A 19,971-nucleotide genomic window follows, 5' to 3' on the forward strand; every position below is an offset into this window, starting at 1 on the left:
CTTCACGGCCGCCTCTCCGCCACACGCAGCACGGCGCTGCGCGCACGCGGATTGGCCGCCAGTTCGGCCTCCCCGGGGAACTGTTTGTCGATCGCGACCAAGGTCCGCGCGGGCGCATCCAGCGGCGGCAGGTTGCGCCGATTGGCCGGCCGCATGTCCTGTCCACGGATGAAACGCTTGACCACGCGATCCTCCAGCGAGTGGAAGCTGATCACCACGAGCCGCCCGCCAGGCCGCAACCGGGCGAGCGCACCTTGCAAACCTGCCTCGAGGGCGCCGAGCTCGTCGTTGACGGCGATGCGCAGCGCCTGGAACGTGCGCGTCGCCGGATGCTTGTGGCGCTCGCGATAGCCGATCGTGCGCGCCACCAGTGCAGCCAACTCGCCGGTCGTACGCAACGGCGCTCCGGCGCGGCGCTCGACGATCGCGCGCGCGATGCGCCGGCTCATGCGTTCCTCGCCGTAGCGCCACAGCACATCGGCGATGTCGGCTTCGTCGGCGGCAGCCAGCCATTCGGCGGCGCCAATCCCGGCGGAGCTGTCCATGCGCATGTCGAGCGGGCCATCGGCCTGGAAGCTGAAGCCACGCGTCGCGTCGTCGAGTTGCGGCGACGACACCCCGAGGTCAAAGAGCACGCCATCCAGGCCTTGCGCCGTTTCCGGCCAGTCCGCGAGTTCCGCGAAGCTGGCATGCCGGATGCGCACACGCTCGTCCCTGCCCAATGTTTCCCGCGCCGCCGCGATCGCCTGCGGGTCACGATCCATCAACAACAACCGCCCTGCCGGCCCGAGCCTCGCCAGCACTTCGAGCGCGTGACCGCCGCGACCGAAGGTGCCGTCGAGATAGGTACCATCCGGACGGACCCGCAGCGCCTCGATCGTCTCGACGAGCATGACCGGCGCATGGGTGAAGGTTTCCGCCATGACAGCGTCCCGACTAAAGCGGCAGTTCGAGCATGTCCTCCGTCAGATCCTCCTCGCCGATGGTCTGGCGGATCTTTGCGTGGTGGGCCTGCTCGCTCCAAAGCTCGAGTTTGTTGCCCATGCCCAGCAGGACCGCCTTCTTCTCGATGCCCATCGCGCCGCGCTGGCTGGCCGGCACCTGGATGCGCCCGTTGGCATCCGGCTCGACCGCGGCAGCGGCACCAACGAGCTTCATCTGCAGATTGCGATGCACGGTCTTGGCCTTGCTCAGTGCGTTGACCTCGTCGCGCAAGGTTTCCCACTCCTTTTCCGGAAAGATCCACAGGCAACCGTGTTCGAACGGGTTGTAGGTGACGACGAGGTGGTTGGCGCTGGCCCTGGCCACGGCCTCCCGATGGGCGCTCGGAATGGCGAGCCGGCCCTTGTCGTCGAGCGTGACGGGGGTTTCACCCTGGAACATCCCACCTGACACCACTAAAACCCACTTAAAGCCACCTTATGTCGCAGTCCATGAGACTGTCAAGAAAAATTCCATGGCGAAGCGGTGCCCTGAGGGCTGCTCCGGGACAATCCGTGGCGGGGAACTGCACCGGCCGGGACTGACCCGCAGGCAGGGCCAGCCGGAACCGCACGGCGCGCGCAGGGTCATGGTCAGTGGTCAACCCGCCACCTGATCGGAGATCCGCGAGAGCCGCGCTCGACTTACACCCGGATCAGGTCGTGCCGGGACATGGACCGCACCCGGAGCCAGGGGCTCGACCGGAATCGAGGCACTGCGATTCAACGCATCCCGTCGTGTTGCAGCAGATTGGCGAAGCCAAGGTCGTCGTCGGCGCCGCGGCTGCGCATGAGCACGCGTATGCCGCCGGCGGCGCCGCCGGCGCGGCGTTCGATCAGGCTCGATGCCGGGAACGGAACGTCGTCGAGAACGATGTCGGCGCGGGCGAGGAAGTAACTGCTGGCCACGCCGAGGCCGCGCCGGTCGAGATCGGCGATGACGATGCCTTGCTGCTCCCATTCGCGCAGGGCCGCAGCCACATCGCTCCAGCGCGCCTGGCCATCGAGACTGACGCGGCCGGCGAGCGCGGGCGTGATGCGTGAATCGAGGCTCATCAGCACCGCCGTGGTGGCCGTGTTGAGATTGAGCCGGGTGCCGGGAGGCAGCGCGCAGACCTCGGGCAGCAGGCGTGCATACGCGGCACCGTCGATGCCGCGCACGAGGCGCAGTTCGGAGACATGCGCGAACGGCCGGTTGGCCGCGCGGTATGGCACACTCTGGGCCAGATAGGCCGGATCTTCGGCACCACCGGAAGTGTCGACATTGCCGTCGCCATCGACCCAATCAGTGATCGCGCCGGCCAGCGCCGGATCGAGTTCCAGTGCGGTCAGCAGCCGGCGCAGGCGCTCGCGCCAGAGGCCCGCGAGCGCGGCATCGGCAACGATGAGGTTGTTGAGGTTGAAGCAACCGTTGAGGTCGCGCAGCGAAGCCGAGATGCGCCCGCCCGGCACGTCCTGAGGCGGCAACGGCAACGCCCAGATGTCGGTGCGCGTGTCGATGCGCTCGTCAAGATCCTTGATCAACACCTGCGCGGCATAGGCTTCGAGGCCGTCGGCATAGGCGACCGCCTGGGCGCCGCGCAACACGTTGCGCGTGCGTGCAAAGGCGAGCTCACCGCGATCGAGCAATGCGGCAATCAGGATCACTGCCAACGCCACCGCGAGCAAGGCGATGATCAGGGCGACGCCACGCTGGCGATGCGCAAGACTCATGGCACACCGATGGTCAGCGGCGTGGTCGGGATACCGGTTTCCGCAGCCGCCTCCGCGGCACGCATCGGCAGGCCGGACGACAGGATGACGATGCGGCGCAGCTCGCCGAAGTCCTCGACGAGCAGGCGCCATTCGACCGCGCGCGGCAGCGTTTCGGCCGCGATGTCACGCGGCGGCCAGGCGTCATGCCACTGGTTGCCGTCGCCGAGGTAGCGCAGGCGCAGCGATGTCGCACGCTCGAGCAGGTCGCGCCGCGCAGGCGTGCTGTTCGCCGCGCGATCGAGCACCGCCCAGCGTTCGCGCACCAGCTTGCCGGCATTGACCGCATAACCGACGCGCTCGACATGACTGCGCGGTTCCGCGCGCGGACTGGCGAAACCGACGCGGCTCAATTCGACGCGATCACTGCGTCCCATCACGGCGGCCAGCACCTCGCCGTAGTTGCCGCGCACCGGTCGCGACACGGCCTGGCGCAGGTCGCGCTCGAGATCGCCCATCGAACGCACGACAGCGGCAAAGCGATCCTGCTGCGCCGCCAGCTCGCCGCGCGTGCGCACGACCTGGCCGAGCGCACCCCAGGTGATCGCCGCGACCGCGGCGAACACGACGAGGGCGACGAGGATTTCGATGAGAGAGAAACCGGGATCGGGCTTCATGGCATCTCACTCCCAAACCCCGACAACGTCGCCAAGGGCTGTGCGTCGTCGCCGGCATGCACGGCGATGTCGAGGCGGCGGATCTGCGTGTTGGCGGTGGCCTGCACGTCGAGGGTCCAGCGCCATTCGCGGCCGGCGAACTGCATGCGGCCGTCGCGGCGGCCGGTCGGTGGAAGCGGCGTTGCCAATCGTGTTTCGGCCAGCACATTGGCAGCGACCCAGCCGGCCAGCGTGCGTTCGCGCAAGGCATCGAAGGCGGCAACCTGGCCGCCGGCGGTGCGTGTCAGCGCAAGCAGGGCCAGGGCGACCACGACGAGGGCGACCAGCACCTCGATCAGGGTGAAGCCGCGCGCTTGCCTCATTGCCGCGCTTCCCGGCGTGCCAGTTCGACACGCCCATCGGCGTGGCCGACGACGTCGATCGCGGCGAGGCCTTCGCCAAGCGAGAGCGTGAGGTGGAACGGCGTCAGCTCGCCGGATGGAAAGCACACCAGTTGCGGCGCCGCTGCGTCGTCGGCAGCCGTGCGCAGTTCACGTCCGTCGCGCGCGAGTGTGACGTGCATGCCCTGCATCCATTCGCGCGCACGCAGCTCGCCCTCGCCGCGACCCTCGCGCCAGCCTTCGATGCCCAGTGTCATGAACGCATAGCGCGCGGCGTCGACACGCAAGCCGATGCTGCGCCCGCCGAGTTCTGCCTGCGTGCAGGCATGCACGACCAGCGCCTGGAACCGCTCCGCCTCGCGCTCAAGCCGCCGCTCGCCACCGACACTGGCCACGCCGATCCCGACCGCCAGAACCAACACGCCGACGATGGCGAGCACGACGAGCACTTCGATGAGGCTGAAGCCAACCGGTGGCCGGGCGCCGGAATCGCACCGAACCATCGGCGAAGACGCGGCGCGACGCAGCTTTGCCCGCTCCTTTCCCTCGCTTGCCACGCTGTGGGCCCCTCGCGCCTTCACGGCTTCGACCCATTTCCCATTACCGGCCTCAATCGCCCCAGTTCCCGATATCGGCATTCTCGCCTTCGCCGCCCGGACGGCCGTCGGCACCGTAGCTGAAGATGTCGATCTCACCGTGCTGGCCGGGCTGCAGGTACTGATAAGGCTGGTTCCACGGATCCTTCGGCAGGCGGTCGAGGTAGGGCCCCTTCCAGTTCGGTGCCTCGGGTTGCCCGGAAGGCTTGCTGACCAGCGCCTGCAGGCCCTGGTCATTGCCCGGATAGCGGAAGTTGTCGAGCTTGTAGAGGTTGAGCGCCGTGGTGATGCCGGCGATGTCCTGCTTGACGCGCGTGATGCGCGCCTCGGCCGGACGCTGCATGACGCGCGGCACGACGATCGCGGCAAGAATGCCGAGGATCACCACGACAACCAGGATCTCGATGAGGGTAAAGCCGCGTGATGAGGCCGGGAATGGGGAACGGGAAATGGGGAATCGGCAAGACGGGCGGCTCGAGCTGCGTCGCCGCGCTGCGTCCATTCCCGATTCCCGATTCCCCGTTCCCGGCTTCCCGCCATTCCCCATTCCCCATTCCCCGTTGTCGGATTCAATGTTCATGCGTGCAGCGCTTGTGTGGCGGCGGGAATGGCGGGGATCATAGCAAAGCATGTCCCAGCCCCCGCCGCCGCATTTCCACGTGCCTGCGCATACCGACCTGGCCGCACGCGATCTCGCCGTGGTCTGGCATCCGTGCACGCAGATGCATGATCACGAGACGTTGCCGATGCTGCCGATCACGCGCGCCGATGGCGCGTGGCTGTACGGCGACGACGGCCGACGCTGGCTCGATGCAGTCAGCTCGTGGTGGACCTGCCTGCTCGGTCACCGCCATCCACGCATCGTCGCCGCACTCAAGGACCAGCTCGATCGGCTCGATCACGTGATGCTCGCCGGCATGACGCACGCGCCGGCCGTCGAACTCGCCGAGGCACTGGTCGCGATCACTCCAGCCGGCCTCGAACGGGTGTTCTATGCCGACAACGGCTCGAGCGCGATCGAGGTCGCACTCAAGCTCAGCTTCCACTACTGGCGCAACCTGGGCAGCGGCGAACGCAGGCGCTTCATCGCCCTGCGTGGCGGCTACCACGGCGAAACGCTCGGCGCACTGTCCGTCACCGACGTCCCGCTGTACCGCGAGACCTATGCGCCGCTGCTGCTGCAACCGCTGTTCGCACCCTCACCCGACGCCTACGAAGCCGAACCGGGCGAGAATGCGGTGGATTGCGCACAGCGCCGGCTCGGTGACATGCGCGCCCTGCTCGAACGCCACGCGCACGAGACCTGCGCGGTCATCGTCGAACCACTCGTGCAGTGCGCCGGCGGCATGCGCATGCACGATGCCTCGTACCTGAGCGGCCTGCGCGCACTCTGCGACGCCTACGACGTGCACCTGATCGCCGACGAGATCGCGGTCGGCTTCGGGCGTACCGGCACCTTGTTCGCTTGTGAGCAGGGCGCGATCGCACCGGACTTCCTGTGCCTGTCGAAGGGCCTCACCGGCGGCACCTTGCCATTGTCGGCCGTGCTGACCACGGCGGACATCTACGCAGCGTTCTATGCCGAATACACGGCCGGCAAGGCCTTCCTGCATTCGCACAGCTACACCGGCAATCCGCTCGCCTGCCGCGCTGCGCTGGAGACGCTCGCTATCCTGCGCGAGGAAAAGATACTCGAACGAAACCGCGCGCTGGCCGTGCACCTGGCCGCGCGCCTCGCCCCGCTCGGTGACCATCCTCATGTCGCCGACGTACGCCAGACCGGAATGATCGCCGCGCTCGAACTGGTCGCCGACAAGGCCACGCGCAGGCCGTTCGCACGCAACGACCGCCGCGGCCTGCGCGTGTATCGGCACGGCCTCGAACGCGGCGCGATCCTGCGTCCGCTCGGCGACGTCGTGTATTTCATGCCGCCTTACTGCATCACTCCGGACGAGATCGACTTCATGGTCGATGTCGCCATCGATGGCATCGAGCTCGCGGTTCGCTGAGCCCCACGCGTAGAATCGCAACATGCGCATTCCCCGCATCTGCGTTTTCGATCCGCTCACTACCGGCATGGAGCTTGCCCTGCCCGAGCAGGCCGGCGAGCATCTCGCGCGCGTGCTGCGTCTCGAGCGCGGCCATCCGCTGGTGCTGTTCAACGGCGACGGTCGCGAATACCGCGCCGAGATCGCTCAACTGGCCAAGCGTGCGGTCACCGCGCGTGTGCTCGGCGAAAATGCCGTGGTCGATCGCGAAAGCCCGCTCGCCCTGACCCTCGTGCAGGGCATCGCGCGCGGCGAGAAGATGGACCTGATCCTGCAGAAGGCGACCGAACTCGGCGTGGCGCGCATCGTGCCGGTCATCACCGACCGCACCGAGGTCAAGCTCGACGCCGAACGCACCGGCCGGCGCCTCGCGCACTGGCAGGCCGTGATCGCCGGCGCCTGCGAGCAATGCGGGCGTTCCATCCTGCCCATGCTCGACCCGCCACAGCGGCTCGTGCACTGGGCCGGCGAACTCGGCAATGCCGGCGGCCTGCGCCTGGCGCTTGATCCCGACGGCGAAGCCACACCACGCTCGCTCGCGTCGTTCGATGCGGCGATGCTCGTCGTCGGCCCCGAAGGCGGACTGTCCGACAACGACATGACCGTACTCGACGAAGCCGGCTTCACCGGCCTGCGCCTCGGTCCACGCATCCTGCGCACCGAAACCGCCGGCCTCGCCGCGATCGCGGCCTTGCAGGCGCTTTACGGAGACCTCTGACGGACCGTGGCGCGAGACCTGCCCCGCCCGCTTCTGGTCGCGAATGGCGCAGGCTCAACCGATGTCGGTGGCCTTGCTGACAGTTCTCCGCATTGTGGGGAACGTGAATCCGAAGTTCGGGCGGTCAGACGGAGATCGCTGCGGCGACCATTTCCTCGATCTTCGAAAGATCGGGAATGACGGCGTGGTCGTCGCGCACGAGCACTTCGGAGTGCACACCAGGCCCGAGTTCGGTGTGGTCGCCGGTGGTGACCAGGAGTTCCGAGGTGATCGTGGTCAAGCGAGGGAAGCCTTGGGCAAGCATGGCGATGAACGGCATCTTGGCGTTGCCGCCGAGCGCCTTGAGCACGGTCACGCGGGCGTTGCGCGTGCTTTCCTCGCTGGCATGGCCGGCAAGCATCGGGAACGAGAACAGCGGCAGACGCCAGCCGCGCCAGCCGAGGCGGCCGAGCAGCCACGCTGGTGCACCCGCGATCGGTTCGGGAGTGGTGAAGGTGATTACCTCGGCGACGGTCGCGTTCGGCAGCAACACGCGGCCACCGGTGACCGGAATCATGACGCCACGGATTTCGCGCGGAAGCTCGGCCATCGAGGGTGTCCTAAGAGTTTGAGGGAGCGCCACGTTCGGCGAGCACGCGTTCGGCGAGCTCCTGCGGCGAACCCGTGAACGAAGCGACGCCGGTCTCGAGCACCCCATCGACCATCGAACTGATGACGCAGGTCTCGGGATCCTGCACGTAGACACGACCACCCTTGGCGACGAGGATGCGGCTGCCCTCTGCCGCATCCTCGGCCATGCCGGAGAACACGATCGCACTGGCCTTCGCGCCGAAGCGGTCGGCGACATCGACGAGCAACTGGTCGATCGATGGGCTGTATGCGGGCTGCTGCTCGTCGAGCGGTTCCAGCACTACCACGCCTTCGGCGTCGATGCGCAGGCGGCGATCGATCGGCACGATGACGATGTCACCGTGGCCGACCCGCTCGCCATGCGAGGGCATGCGTACGGTCAGCGAGGTGGCCTTGGTCAGTTGCTGGGCCATCAGGTCGACGAACTCGGCACCCATGTGCTGGGCAAGCAGGAACAACGCCGGATAGTCCTTCGGGATGTGGGCGAGGAACTCGCGCACGGCTTCGGGACCGCCGATCGAAGCGCCGAGCACGATCACCCTGCGCACCGCGATCTTGACCGCCGCCGTGTCCATCCAGCTCTCGTGCGCCGGCGCTGCATCGCGCGGCTGCGGGGCGACCGCCTCCTCGAGCGGCACGAGTTCGAGGGAGAAACTCGCCGGTTCCGCGGTTTCTTCGGCGGCCGGCTCGGCCTCCGGAGCGAGATACTCGGCGGCGCTGATCGTCTCGATGCCGAAGTCGGCCTTCGCGTCGGGTGGCGGCGCTGCGGTCTCGGCAGCCTCTTCACCGTCGACCTCCGACAGAGTCCAGGAGAAGGCTTCATGCGATACCGGTGGAGGCGGAACCACCACGGCTTCAGGAGCCTCCTCGCGAGCTGGAGGCGCCGGCGCATCGGCCCAATCGAGATCGAGCAGTTCGAGTTCAACCAGGCCATCGCGAGCGCTGGCCGCACGGTCGATCGCCTCAGCGGAGGCCACCAGTTCGGCAGCCACGTCCTGGGGCGGGGGCGCGACCGTGGCCGGCGCTTCATCGATCGGGTCAAGGTCGAATCCGAACGCCGATTCGTCATGCGGACGCGGTTGCGTTGGCTCGTCCGCCACGAAACCGATACCGTCTTCGACGCCGCTGTCGCCGGCAAAATCGTCGAGATCGCCGAAGCCCAGCGCGGCAATGTCGGTGGCGTCGGAATCTGATCCGGCAAGCGGCGATTCGAATGCCTCGGTATCGCTCGCGGCGACCACGTCTTCGGAGCCGCTGGGCTGCTCGACCTCGGCAATCTCGAAATCGAAGCTGAAATCGCCCGCCGGCGTCGCGGCAGTGGCGTCATCGAGCGCAAACTCGGCGGCGAGGTCGGTTGCCGCCTCGATCTCGACCTGCGGCCCTGGCGCAGGCACCTCCTGTCCGGGCTGCGTGGCTTCGACTACATCGGTGACGTCGGCGGCGGGCGCCATGCGCGGCGCAGGCTCCGGCTTCGGCACCGGTTCGGCATCGGCCGGGCGCGGCGGATCGGCATGTTCGGCGCCGAGCACCTTGGCGGCGAGATGACGCGCCCAGCGCGCCTGCTCCCAACCTGCGAGCTGCAGCGAAACCTGCGCCTCGTTGAAGATCACCTTGTAGCGGTCATCGTCAAGCAAGGCATAGACCTCGTCGAGCTGCGCCTCGACATCACCGTCGAGATTGACGACGACGACGCGCGCGCCGGAGGCTTCCAGCGCGTCGCGGTCCAGCGCGGCGGCATTCGCCTCGTAGACGATTGGAGTGCCGGCTCCGGCCAACGCCTCACGCACATGGCGGCTCGATTCACCGACCTGCGACAGCAGGGCGATCGGAACGCTGGACTCAGGCATCGACACGGTGTGCCCTCAGCGTTTCCTGCACATTGCGCAGCAGATCGGCTTCCTGGTACGGCTTGCCGAGGTAGCGCTCGACACCAATCTCGATCGCGCGCTGGCGATGCTTTTCGCCCGTGCGCGAGGTGACCATGATGATCGGCACTCCACGCAGGCGCGCGTCATTGCGCATGTAGGTGGCCAGTTCGTAGCCATCCATGCGCGGCATCTCGATGTCCAGCAGCATGAGATCGGGCACGTTGTCCTGCAGTTTTTCGACTGCGTCGAGGCCGTCCTTCGCGGTGATGACCTCCATGTCGGCACGTTCGAGCACACGCGTGGTCACCTTGCGCATGGTGATCGAGTCGTCGACAACCATGATGAGCGGGTTGCGACGCGTCTCGACCGCCACCGGTTCGGCTGCGGCCGGCATCTCCGACACCTCGCCGGCGGCGACGCTCGCGCGCAGTGCGGAGACGCGACGCACCAGCGGAGCGAGGTCGAGGATCATGACCACCGAGCCGTCGCCCATGATCGTTGCGCCGAAGATGCCCGGCACCGAACTGATCTGCGGACCGACCGACTTGACGACGATTTCACGCGAACCGACCACCGCATCGATGCGCACCGCGGCGCGCTGGTCGCCGGTGCGCGTCATCAACAGCGGCAACTGCGTCTCGTCGACGATGCGTCCCGGCGGCACGCCGAGCAGGTGCGAGAGTTCGTAGATCGAGAACTCATCGCCGGCATATGCATACGTCGGGTTTCCACTCGTCATGCGGCGCTGGTAGTCGTCGAGAGCAATGCGCACGACGCCCTGCACCGATGACATCGGCACTGCGTAGACGGCATCGCCGAGGCGCACGAGAATCGCCTGGGTCACGGCAAGGGTGAATGGCAGGCGGATCGTGAAGACCGAGCCCTCGCCCGGCTTCGAATCGATGACCAGCGAGCCACCGAGCTGCTTGATTTCACTGAGCACGACGTCCATGCCGACGCCGCGTCCGGAAAGCTGGGTGACCTGTTCGGCGGTGGAAAAGCCGGGCTCCATGATGAAGCCGTAGAGGTCGCGGTCGGAAAGTTGCGCGTCCGGGCTCAACATGCCCTGGCTGATCGCCTTGGCGCGGATCGCGTCGCGATCCATGCCTGCGCCGTCGTCGGTGATGCGCAGCACGACTTCGGTCGATTCACGCGTTACCGCGATCGTCACCGTACCATCGAGCGGCTTGCCCGCAGCAAGGCGCTGCTCCGGCGTCTCGATGCCGTGGGCGAGCGCGTTGCGCAGCATGTGCTCGAACGGCGCCTTCATGCGCTCGAGCAGGTTGCGGTCCATTTCACCCTGCGCACCCTCGACCTTGAGTTGGGCGCGCTTGCCGGTTTCCTGCGCAGCCTGGCGCAGTGTGCGGCGCAGCGAGGGCACCAGCGAATCGAACGGCACCATGCGAGTACGCATGAGGCCTTCCTGCAGGTCCGAGCTGACCCGCGACTGCTGCAGCAACAGGGTTTCCGACTGGCGGGTGAGGTCGTCGAGAAGGCCCTGAATCGATACCAGGTCAGACACCGACTCGCCGAGCGCGCGTGAATACTGCTGCAGTTGCGAGAATCGGTCGAGCTCAAGCGGATCGAAGGTTGCGTCGGCGCCTTCGTGATGCTCGCGCTGGTAGCGCGCGATGATCTGCGCCTCGGTCTCGATCTCCAGCTTGCGCAGCTGCTCGCGCAGACGACTGACGGTCTGTTCGAATTCGATGAGGTTGAAGCGGAATGTCGAGATTTGCTGCTCGAGGCGCGAACGGTAGATCGACACCTCACCGGCATAGTTGACCAGCGAGTCGAGCAGTTCGGAGCGCACGCGGATCATTTCCTGCGGCGCACGAGCCTCCTCCTCGATCTCGGCCACCGGCATCGGGCGCGGAGCCGGTCGCACCGGTGCCGGTGCCGGTGCCGGTGCCGGCTCAGACACGGCTGCAGCGGCGGCAGCGCGATCGCTCGCCGTCGGCGCTGACAGTGTTTCGCCGGCGACGAGGTTCTCGAAGCGCATGATCGCGCGTTCAGGCATGGCAATGGCCTGGCGCCGCGCGACGCGCTGAACCAGGCCGTGCAGACCGTCGAAACCGCGCTCAAGCGCCTCGACCGCCGGACGGTCCATCTCGCGGAGTCCTTCCTGCACGGCGTCGAGCAGGGATTCCATGACGTGGGCGAGATCGCCGATCGGAGCAAGTCCGGCCATGCGCGCACCGCCCTTGAGGGTGTGCAGGTTGCGCTGCAGACCACCGAGCAGCTCGCGCTCGTGAGGCGTCTCGCGCAGGCGCGCCATCGTCGTGTCGGCCTGGTCGAGAATGTCGTTGCCCTCGAGCACAAAGATGTCGAGCAGGTCTTCGTCCATCTCCGGCAATTCGAGGCGGCCCTCGGGCTGTTCGTCCTCGAGCGCAGCGCCGGTCTCACCGAGCAGAACCTCGAGTTCGGCGCCAGCCTGTTCGACATCGACCACCGACGCTTCAGACTCGATGGCCTCGTCGGACTCGATGGCCTCTTCAGACTCGATGGCCTCGGTGGACTCGACCACAGCCTCGTCCACTGCTACCGGTGTCTCGAAGCCGAGCACCACTTCGTCGGCGAAGGCCTGCGCTTCAAGGAGCGGCTCGTCGGCTTCCGCCGAAACCGGCTCACCGTCGACGTCGGCGACCGCGAACCATTCGGATTCGAGTTCTTGCAGAGGCTCCGCACCGTCGTTTGCGGCGATCGACACTTCCGCCACGGTACTGTCGAGGTCCTCGCCGGAAGTCCCGGAAACTTCGGCAACGTCACCCTCCAATGCAATGTCGCCTGCCTCGGCGTCGGCCGCACCCGCGGCAGATTCCGCCACTGCAGCAGGCTTGTCGGGCAGTTGCTCGAATACATTGGCCGCACTCAGCAGGATGCCGGCGTCGACCAACTCGGCGTCTCCACTCGGCAACTGGCCAGCAAACATCCGCGTGACTTCTACCGCGACAGCAGCCTCGGCATCGTCCGCCGTGATCGACGGTTCCACCATCTCGCCGGCGAGACCTTCGAGTTCAGCCGTCAGCTCGTCGAGGCCGACGAGTTCCTCGTCGGGCCCCACCGCAGCGACTGCGACATCCTCCGCCCCCACGTCGCCTTCGTCGGCATGTCCCTCGTGATAGAACTCGAGCGCGCTGACCGGCTCGGCCAGCTCATCCCGCATCGCCGAGATGCGTTCGGCGAGTGCCGTGGAATCCGGCAGGGCGCTCGAACCCTCGTCGAGCCGACGCATGACCTCGCGCACGATCTCCGACGATTCGGCGATGACAGCGAGGCCCTCCGCTGCGAGCGGCGCGGCTTCGGCGCGCGCGCGCTTGAGGTACCCCTCGAGTGGCGCCAGGACCTGCGCGAGCGGCGCGATCTCGACCATCGCGATGGCTCCGCTCAGGGTGTGCACGGCGCGCAGCACGGCCTCCGAGACTGGCAGTGGCACGTACCTGGATTGCTCGAGGAAATCGTCGACCACGCCGAGATGCAGGGCGGTCTCGCTCTTCAAGATGTCGAACAGGACCGGATCAAGTCCCGGCAGCGGACCGGCGACGATGCTCTCGCTGTGCGCCGATTCGATCGCCACCGGCGCCGCGGAGGTGAGGTCGTGGGTGGGTTCGGCAGGCGTTGCCGGCGGCGCTTTCGGCACGGCAACGCGGCGCGTGACGATGCGCTTGATCGTACGCCGGCCAACTGGCTGACGCTTTGGCACCTCGACCATTTCGCCGGCGCCGAGGCGATCGGCGGTATCCATGATGGCACCGATGTCCGCCTCGATCACGCCGTCGCCACGCAATGCGGCGAGCAGGCCCGGCAAGGCATCGACGGCGTGCTGCACGAGTGCGTACACCTGCGGAGCGGGCTGGATCGTGCGATCGAGCACGCGGTTGAGCATGTTCTCGACCTTCCAGCTGAATTCACCGAGGGTGAGGGCGCCGACGAGACGCCCCGAACCTTTCATCGTGTGGAAGGCGCGACGGATGGGCTTGAGCTGCTCGAGGTCGTCGAGATTGGCCTTCCACGCCGGCAAGGCGGTACCGAGGCCGTCGATCTCTTCCTGGACTTCCTCGATGAACACGTCGCGGATCTCGTCGTCGATGCCGCTGTCGGCGTCGACCTGGAACCCGCTACTGCCGACGGCCGGCGCCCCCGTCTCGTCGTCCTCGATCTCCTCCTCAACTTCCTCGCTGATTTCGATCCAATCGACTGCATCAGCATCGGCATCGGTGCTGGCGGCCTGGTCGACGGCATCAACCGGGGGCGAGACTTCAAGCTCGGGCACCGCATCGCGTTCGAACGTCTCGACCAGGCGCAGGCCGGCAAGATCCTGCTCCTCGGGTTGGTGCGCAGGCGCGTCGCCAACGATCAATCCGCGCAGATCGCTGCCGGCGGCAATCTCGACAATGCTGTCGAGTTCCTGACCGTCGACCGCTGCCGGATCACTCGGCACCGCGGCAGCCCCGGCCTCCCCATCGGCAGGCGCGACGAGGACATCGACGAATGCCGTCAGGTCGACGTCGATCGGGGCGAGTTCAATGCCCTCGTTGCTCTCGGTCTCGCCGATGTGCAGCGCGGCCTCCTGCTCGACCGGCAGAGGTTCGCTCCACGACGGGAACGAGGCGTCCGATGGTGCTTCGCCAGCAAAGGCCAGACTCGACGCCGACGCAGCCGAAGCCGGCTCGTCGGCCGTGCCGTAGGCGAGCGCGGCCGCGGCGGCGAGCAGGGATTCGTCGGGCGCCCCCTCCGGCGGCGGCGGGTCGCCATCCGGGCCGGATCGGGGCCCGGGATCCAGGCCGGGTCCGTCGTCGAGCGGCGGCGGCACTGGCCAGTACCCGAGCGCTTCGAGACTGCTGCGCGTGACGGCGAGGATCTTTTCGCGCCCGGCACGCTGTTCACGCGTGGCCTCGAGGTAGTACTCGATCGACGCCAGAGCATCGGCGAGTTGGTCCATCTGCTCGGTGGTCGGCACGCGCCGATGTTGCAGCAGTTCGACTTCGACGAAGCGGATCAGGCCGCCCATCAGCTCGGCCGCCTCGCCGAGGTCGAGCATGCGCATCGCTCCGGAAATCTCCTCGAGCAGGCGCGGGATCTGCTCGACGCGCGCATGGTCCCAAGGTGATTCTATGAAGGCGACGATGTCATGCTTGGCCTGCTGGATGTTGACCGAGGCCTCGCGCATCAGCGCGTCGAGAATCTTGCGTACTTCGGCCTTGGGCAGCTCGAGTGCGCCGTCGTCGGCTTCCGCATTCGCCGCGCCGAGGCGCTCGATGTGGTCATCGAGCGAGGACTCGACATAGAGCAGTGCACCCGCGACGTCGAGCAGGGTGCCCTCGTCGGCCTGACGACGACCGGCAGCGATGTCCTCGATGATGCCGCGCTGTTCGGTGACGACCCGACGCGGCACCCCGAGGCCGAGCATGCCAAGCGTGTCGCGCACGCGGTCGAGCAGGTCGACCTGACTGACCAAGTCGGCGCTGTCGCGATTCTGCGCGCGCAGGAAGATGTCGAGCGCCTCCTTGACGCGCAGCAGGTCGTCCTTGATCGCAACCGAAACCGTATCGAGCAGGGTGCGATTGTGCCCGGCCATGGAGCCGCGCGCATGCTCCACCTCGGCATCGGTCGGCAACAGGGAACCGAGCCGATAGGTGTCGCGAATCAGTTGCACGCGACCCGACTGGCTCGTCGAATGAGCGATGTAATACAGCAGGTTCTGCACCAGATCGCGTGGCGGTGTGGCCGCGAACGCCGCCTCGCCGGTGTCGCCGAAACGACGGATCTCGCGATCGACGCCACCGAACAACAATTTGACCGCCGCACTCGATTCGAGCGCACCATCGCCGATCGCATCGGCCACGGCAGCGGCGATCCAGAACAGGCGACGTGGATGCTCGCCGTGTGCCACGCTGGTACGCAGGCGATCAAGAATGTCGCGCAGGCGGTGCGGATGCTGGGGAACACCAGCTTCGCGGAACCATTTCAGCAGGGCTGCCTGGAACGCCAGGCGCAGGCGCAGAGCCTGAGCCTGCAACTCCTTCTGCGGCAACGGCGCGACCAGTCCCTTCGCTTCGGCGGGCAGCGGCAGCGACAGATCGGGCGCAAACAGCACCGATTCGGTGAGCAGCTTCTCGCCGCGGCAGGCGCGCAGGTCATTGAGCAGCGGCAACAGGACGATCGGAATATCCTTGTGCCCACTCTGCACGCGCTCGAGGTAGTCCGGCAGCTGGACCATTCCGCGCATGAGGATCGAGTAAGCCTCCTCACGCTGACGCACGGCATCGGCGAGCAGCGCTTCGGCGACGCGCTCCATTTCTTCCACGACCATCGCCGCGCCGTACAGCTCGACCATGCGCAGGCTGCCCTGCGCCTGGTGCAGATAGGTGGAGCAGAACTGCATGAGACTCGCGTCGGCAGGGTCGTCGACGTAGGCCTCAAGGGCCTGGCGAGCCTGCTTGAGGGTCTCGTCGAGCTCGCCCTTGACCCAGTTCAGCGTGGTGAAGTCGTCTTGCAGTTTCATCTTCTCGTTCGCCCTCGCGAGACGCCCCCGCCGACCCTGGAACGCACATCCCGCGGCGAAGCAGGCTTCGCACGCGCGATGACTCGTCTACCCGACATGTGGCGCCATCGCTTTCCCTGCGGATGCTCGCGCATCCGGCGGCGACGGGTTCATGACAGTGGTCGCAGGTGTCTGTGCTCGCAGTCTCCGTGGTGGTTCAGTTCCAGGATCAGATCAGCCCGGCAGCTTGAAGTCCGCGACCGAGCGGCGCAGATCGGAAGCGAGTTGGGCAAGGTTGCCGATCGACTCTGCCGTCTGGCTCGCACCGACCGAGGTCTGCGTGGTGATTTCCTGAATGACGTTCATGGTCGCCGAGATGTTGGTCGCCGCGGCCGACTGCTGGCGCGCCGCCGACGAAATGTTCTGGATGAGGTCGGCAAGGTCATGCGAAACCTTTTCGATCTCGCCGAGAGCGAGGCCCGCGTCCTCGGCAAGGCGGGCGCCGGCGACGACCTCGGCCGTGGTCTGCTCCATCGAACTGACCGCTTCGTTCGTGTCCGACTGAATCGTCTGCACCAGCGTCTCGATTCGCTTGGTCGCGTTCGCCGAACGCTCCGCGAGGCGCTGGACTTCGTCGGCAACCACCGCGAAGCCGCGACCGGCCTCACCGGCCGAGGCCGCCTGGATCGCCGCGTTCAGCGCGAGAATGTTGGTCTGCTCGGCGATGTCGTTGATCAGTTCGACGATCGATCCGATTTCCTGCGACGACTCACCGAGGCGCTTGATGCGCTTTGAGGTTTCCTGGATCTGGTCGCGGATCGAGTCCATGCCCTGGATCGTCTGGCGCACGATGCCGGCCCCCTTGGCAGCAATCTGCACCGAGCGCTGCGCCACCTCGGCGCTCTCCGCGGAGTTCTTCGACACCTCGTCGATCGAGACCGCGATCTCATTGATTGCCGCCGAAGCCGATGTGATCTGCTGCGCCTGGTGCTCGGCGGCCTCGGCAAGGTGCATCGCGGTCGCCTGCGTTTCCTGCGCGGCGGCGGATACCTGCACGGCAGTCTCGTTGATCGTGGTCACCAGGGAGCGCAGCGCCTCGACTGCGAAGTTGATCGAGTCCGCGATCGCGCCGGTGATGTCTTCGGTGACGGTGGCCTTTACCGTGAGGTCGCCTTCGGCGAGCGAGCCCATCTCATCGAGCAGGCGCAGGATCGCTTCCTGGTTGCGCTGGTTCAGCTCGGCCGACAACTGGTAGCGGCGCTGCTGGTCGCGCACGAGTGCAACACCGAGGAAGATGACGAGCAGGATGGCCAGCGCCGCAGCGATTGCGCCCCACAGGGGGTTCGGGAAGAGGCGCTTGGATGGCAGCTCGTCAAGGCGCTGGGCGACCACCTTGGCCTTCTCGAGCACGACCTTGCTGTCGCGCACGATATCGTTCGCCGCCGCCTTGACGTCCTGCAGGCCGGTCGAGGATTCGAGGATCTTGCCGACCGGTTCATCCAGGCCGACCCATTGCTGCAGCACGTCACCGAGAATGGTGCGCGCGTTCGGCTGGTCGATCGCGCGGATATTGAGCGTGGCGTTACCGTCAATCAGGCCATTCAGCACAGAACGATACATCGCCGCGTCGCGCGAGAAACCATCTGCCGCGGACTGCGCGTCCTGGCCGCCCTGGCCGATTTCCTGCACGCGGCGAATCATGCGGTCGGCGAGCAGCATCTGGCGCGTGGCAATGTAGACCTGGCCGGCAGCGCCGTTACGCTCGGTAAGGATGTTGACGACCTCATTCATGCGCGAATTGAGGATCGGCATCTTCGATGTGAAGTCCTCACTGGTCGCGGCAGTGTCGAGCACGAGGGTCTTGCCGTTGAGGATCTTGGTCGCGTTGGTGAGCACCTGCGTCCACGCCGCATCGAGTTCCCTGATCTCTTTCTGCACGTGCGGTTCGTCGGCGTAGCCGGGCATACCGGTTGCGTTGTCGCCATTCTTGAGAGCGCCGATGTTGCGATCGATCGTCGCGCGCGTGCCGTCCAGTTCGGAGAACGAGATCTCGTTGCCGCCGGCCGCGTTGGACGCGTAGGTGGTCAGCTCCTGCGACAGCACCTGGATCTGCGTGGTCAGCGAACTGGCCTGGCGATCGTGGCCGTTCTTGATCGTCAGATAACCGAAATCGACGGCCGCGAAGGCGATCGCCAACACGAGCAGGATGATCAGCAGCGTATTGAAACTGCCGGATCGCTCCGATCCCGAGAGTGCGCCGGACGTTGTGCTCATGGTTTCACCTCACCCCTGAAAGTTGCTGTTGGCACGCGCCGCCCAGCGACGCCCGCCCGCGATCAATTGGCCGCCTGCTGGAACTCCGCCGAGCGCACCAGCGCGCTCATGCTGAACAAGCCCCACAGCACGTCCCCGAGCTGTACCTTTTCTCCGACGAAACGTGCGTAGCGCTCGTCCTCTTCGCCGACCGCCTGCGCGCGTTGATCGTCGGAAAAACTGCGCTGCCCAAGCACTTCGTCGACGAGCAGGCCGACGCTGCCGCCGTGCTGGCGCACGACCAGCACCCGCGAAGAGTCGGTCAACAGCGTGCGCTCGCCCTCGATGTGGCCGCGCAGGTCGATTACCGCGACGAGGTTGCCGCGCACGTTGGCCACACCAAGCATCCAAGACCTCGTCCCCGGCACGATTGCCAGTGGCGGCATGGTCAGGATTTCGTTGACCTCGGCGATGCTGCTGACCAAGTGATGCGAACCGACGCGAAAACCGATGCCGCGCCACAGACCCTCGGCCTCGACTTGATCGGGCAGACCGGCAACGTGGGCCAGGCTGCGCTGCTCGTAGTCGGCGAGCGCTTCGTAGGGTGAGGTTGGCGTGGTGTCGAGTGCCATGGTCGACCTAACCCGCCAGCAGCGAGTCGATGCGCTGAAGGAGATCCGTCGACTCGACCGGCTTGGTCATGAAGTCCTTGGCACCTTGACGCAGGCCCCAGACGCGATCGGTGTCCATCGACTTCGTCGTGATGATGAGAATCGGGATGTCCGAAGTCCCGGCATCGCGACTGAGGTTGCGCGTGGCCTGGAAACCGTTCATGCCGGGCATGATGACGTCCATGATGACGAGATCGGGGCGCTCGTGGCGCACCTTGACGATGCCATCCTCGGCACTCGCCGCGCTGCTGACGCGATGCCCCGCCTTCTCGAGCATCGTGGTGAAGACGCGCACGTCTGTCGGCGAATCGTCAATGATGAAAATGTGCGCCACCGCCTAACCCCCGTGAGTCGAATGGCCTTTGGTTTCAACATCCGTGCAACGGCTTACTTCCAATCCACATGCCGGCGGATCGCACCGAGCAGCTCCTCGCGCGTGAACGGCTTGGTCAGGTACTGCTCGGAACCGACGATGCGCCCACGCGCCTTGTCGAACAGGCCGTCCTTCGAGGACAGCATGATCACCGGCGTGTTGCGGAAAATCTGGTTGTTCTTGATCAACGCGCAGGTCTGATATCCGTCGAGCCGCGGCATCATGATGTCGACGAAGATGATCTGCGGCTGCTGGTCGGAAATCTTGGCCAGCGCCTCGAAGCCGTCGGTCGCAGTCACGACTTCGCAGCCCTCCTTGCGCAGCAGCGTCTCCGCCGTGCGCCGGATGGTCTTCGAGTCATCAATGACCATGACTTTAAGGCCGCCCAAGCTGCCCTGTTTGGTCTCATCCACCTGGTGCAGACTCCCGTCGCCAACTCGTGATCGGACCGGCCCCCGCGGCCAACTCGGCAACGACGGGCCATACATGCGCGCAACCCGGGGAAACGCCGTGCTGTCGCGTGGCGCCTCCCCGACAATCCCCTGTTCGGGCTTCTTTAAGCTTTACTTAGCTGACTTGTCAAGTTATGCGCCCAAGTCCTTGC

At 66.5% G+C, this 19,971-nt stretch carries 16 protein-coding genes; 2 read left to right on the top strand and 14 right to left on the bottom strand.

From position 1 onward, the window contains the following. Positions 1 to 2 precede the first annotated feature (2 nt). The 7 genes from rsmH to gspG all read right to left on the bottom strand — a co-directional run bounded on the left by rsmH (position 3) and on the right by gspG (position 4,776). A complete protein-coding gene (gene rsmH, locus KF907_RS01580; protein WP_291217477.1) occupies positions 3 to 923 on the bottom strand; it encodes a 16S rRNA (cytosine(1402)-N(4))-methyltransferase RsmH in 921 nt (306 codons plus the stop codon). Between the two features lie 13 nt (positions 924 to 936). Next, positions 937 to 1,383, bottom strand: a complete 447-nt coding sequence (gene mraZ, locus KF907_RS01585; protein WP_291217479.1) for a division/cell wall cluster transcriptional repressor MraZ — start codon at positions 1,381 to 1,383, stop codon at positions 937 to 939. 320 nt (positions 1,384 to 1,703) lie between these two features. After that, positions 1,704 to 2,693, bottom strand: coding sequence for a type II secretion system minor pseudopilin GspK (gspK, locus tag KF907_RS01590; protein ID WP_291217481.1), 990 nt, complete (start codon positions 2,691 to 2,693; stop codon positions 1,704 to 1,706). Then, a complete protein-coding gene (gene gspJ, locus KF907_RS01595; RefSeq protein WP_291217483.1) occupies positions 2,690 to 3,349 on the bottom strand; it encodes a type II secretion system minor pseudopilin GspJ in 660 nt (219 codons plus the stop codon). Before gspJ ends, gspK begins: the two co-directional genes overlap by 4 nt. Beyond that, positions 3,346 to 3,711: a type II secretion system minor pseudopilin GspI gene (gene gspI / locus KF907_RS01600; protein WP_291217485.1), complete on the bottom strand. Its 366-nt coding sequence runs from the start codon at positions 3,709 to 3,711 to the stop codon at positions 3,346 to 3,348. The genes gspJ and gspI overlap by 4 nt, the downstream gene beginning before the upstream one ends. Then, entirely contained in the window at positions 3,708 to 4,232 is a 525-nt protein-coding gene (locus tag KF907_RS01605; protein WP_291217487.1) for a GspH/FimT family pseudopilin, read from the bottom strand. The genes gspI and KF907_RS01605 overlap by 4 nt, the downstream gene beginning before the upstream one ends. A gap of 106 nt (positions 4,233 to 4,338) precedes the next feature. Next, entirely contained in the window at positions 4,339 to 4,776 is a 438-nt protein-coding gene (gene gspG, locus KF907_RS01610; RefSeq protein WP_472843845.1) for a type II secretion system major pseudopilin GspG, read from the bottom strand. A gap of 178 nt (positions 4,777 to 4,954) precedes the next feature. Here gspG and bioA point away from each other — a divergent pair, with 178 nt between their 5' ends. Both bioA and KF907_RS01620 read left to right on the top strand, forming a co-directional pair. Continuing rightward, complete coding sequence (bioA, locus tag KF907_RS01615) at positions 4,955 to 6,334, top strand: adenosylmethionine--8-amino-7-oxononanoate transaminase (protein ID WP_291217492.1); 1,380 nt, start codon at positions 4,955 to 4,957, stop codon at positions 6,332 to 6,334. Positions 6,335 to 6,356: 22 nt separating this feature from the next. Beyond that, the gene (locus KF907_RS01620; RefSeq protein ID WP_291217494.1) at positions 6,357 to 7,091 is read left to right on the top strand and encodes a 16S rRNA (uracil(1498)-N(3))-methyltransferase; all 735 of its coding nucleotides are present in this window, start codon (positions 6,357 to 6,359) and stop codon (positions 7,089 to 7,091) included. A 124-nt stretch (positions 7,092 to 7,215) separates the two neighbouring features. On the opposite strand, the gene KF907_RS01625 is transcribed toward KF907_RS01620, so the two are convergent. From KF907_RS01625 to KF907_RS01655, 7 genes are all read right to left on the bottom strand, one after another. Then, positions 7,216 to 7,680 (bottom strand): chemotaxis protein CheW, encoded by a 465-nt coding sequence (locus tag KF907_RS01625; RefSeq protein WP_291217496.1) that lies wholly within the window; start codon positions 7,678 to 7,680, stop codon positions 7,216 to 7,218. Positions 7,681 to 7,690: 10 nt separating this feature from the next. Continuing rightward, positions 7,691 to 9,568 (bottom strand): chemotaxis protein CheB, encoded by a 1,878-nt coding sequence (locus tag KF907_RS01630; RefSeq protein WP_291217497.1) that lies wholly within the window; start codon positions 9,566 to 9,568, stop codon positions 7,691 to 7,693. Then, a complete protein-coding gene (locus KF907_RS01635; RefSeq protein WP_291217498.1) occupies positions 9,561 to 16,091 on the bottom strand; it encodes a hybrid sensor histidine kinase/response regulator in 6,531 nt (2,176 codons plus the stop codon). Before KF907_RS01635 ends, KF907_RS01630 begins: the two co-directional genes overlap by 8 nt. 213 nt (positions 16,092 to 16,304) lie before the next feature. Beyond that, positions 16,305 to 18,344 (bottom strand): methyl-accepting chemotaxis protein, encoded by a 2,040-nt coding sequence (locus KF907_RS01640; protein ID WP_291217500.1) that lies wholly within the window; start codon positions 18,342 to 18,344, stop codon positions 16,305 to 16,307. Between the two features lie 62 nt (positions 18,345 to 18,406). After that, the gene (locus KF907_RS01645) at positions 18,407 to 18,955 is read right to left on the bottom strand and encodes a chemotaxis protein CheW (RefSeq protein WP_291217502.1); all 549 of its coding nucleotides are present in this window, start codon (positions 18,953 to 18,955) and stop codon (positions 18,407 to 18,409) included. Between the two features lie 7 nt (positions 18,956 to 18,962). Beyond that, positions 18,963 to 19,328 carry a response regulator gene (locus KF907_RS01650; RefSeq protein ID WP_291217505.1) on the bottom strand — a complete coding sequence of 122 codons (366 nt, stop codon included), beginning with the start codon at positions 19,326 to 19,328 and terminating at the stop codon, positions 18,963 to 18,965. Positions 19,329 to 19,381: 53 nt separating this feature from the next. Beyond that, positions 19,382 to 19,738: a response regulator gene (locus KF907_RS01655; RefSeq protein WP_291220209.1), complete on the bottom strand. Its 357-nt coding sequence runs from the start codon at positions 19,736 to 19,738 to the stop codon at positions 19,382 to 19,384. Positions 19,739 to 19,971: the final 233 nt, after the last annotated feature.

This window comes from Dokdonella sp., assembly GCF_019634775.1.
GTDB lineage: Bacteria > Pseudomonadota > Gammaproteobacteria > Xanthomonadales > Rhodanobacteraceae > Dokdonella.

Bases quoted from the DNA above. Each gene is read 5' to 3' on its own strand.
- rsmH (WP_291217477.1), bottom strand. From the start codon at position 923: ATGGCGGAAACCTTCACCCATGCGCCGGTCATGCTCGTCGAGACGATC.
- mraZ (WP_291217479.1), bottom strand. From the start codon at position 1,383: ATGTTCCAGGGTGAAACCCCCGTCACGCTCGACGACAAGGGCCGGCTC.
- gspK (WP_291217481.1), bottom strand. From the start codon at position 2,693: ATGAGTCTTGCGCATCGCCAGCGTGGCGTCGCCCTGATCATCGCCTTG.
- gspJ (WP_291217483.1), bottom strand. From the start codon at position 3,349: ATGAAGCCCGATCCCGGTTTCTCTCTCATCGAAATCCTCGTCGCCCTC.
- gspI (WP_291217485.1), bottom strand. From the start codon at position 3,711: ATGAGGCAAGCGCGCGGCTTCACCCTGATCGAGGTGCTGGTCGCCCTC.
- KF907_RS01605 (WP_291217487.1), bottom strand. From the start codon at position 4,232: ATGGTTCGGTGCGATTCCGGCGCCCGGCCACCGGTTGGCTTCAGCCTC.
- bioA (WP_291217492.1), top strand. From the start codon at position 4,955: ATGTCCCAGCCCCCGCCGCCGCATTTCCACGTGCCTGCGCATACCGAC.
- KF907_RS01620 (WP_291217494.1), top strand. From the start codon at position 6,357: ATGCGCATTCCCCGCATCTGCGTTTTCGATCCGCTCACTACCGGCATG.
- KF907_RS01625 (WP_291217496.1), bottom strand. From the start codon at position 7,680: ATGGCCGAGCTTCCGCGCGAAATCCGTGGCGTCATGATTCCGGTCACC.
- KF907_RS01630 (WP_291217497.1), bottom strand. From the start codon at position 9,568: ATGCCTGAGTCCAGCGTTCCGATCGCCCTGCTGTCGCAGGTCGGTGAA.
- KF907_RS01635 (WP_291217498.1), bottom strand. From the start codon at position 16,091: ATGAAACTGCAAGACGACTTCACCACGCTGAACTGGGTCAAGGGCGAG.
- KF907_RS01640 (WP_291217500.1), bottom strand. From the start codon at position 18,344: ATGAGCACAACGTCCGGCGCACTCTCGGGATCGGAGCGATCCGGCAGT.
- KF907_RS01645 (WP_291217502.1), bottom strand. From the start codon at position 18,955: ATGGCACTCGACACCACGCCAACCTCACCCTACGAAGCGCTCGCCGAC.
- KF907_RS01655 (WP_291220209.1), bottom strand. From the start codon at position 19,738: ATGGTCATTGATGACTCGAAGACCATCCGGCGCACGGCGGAGACGCTG.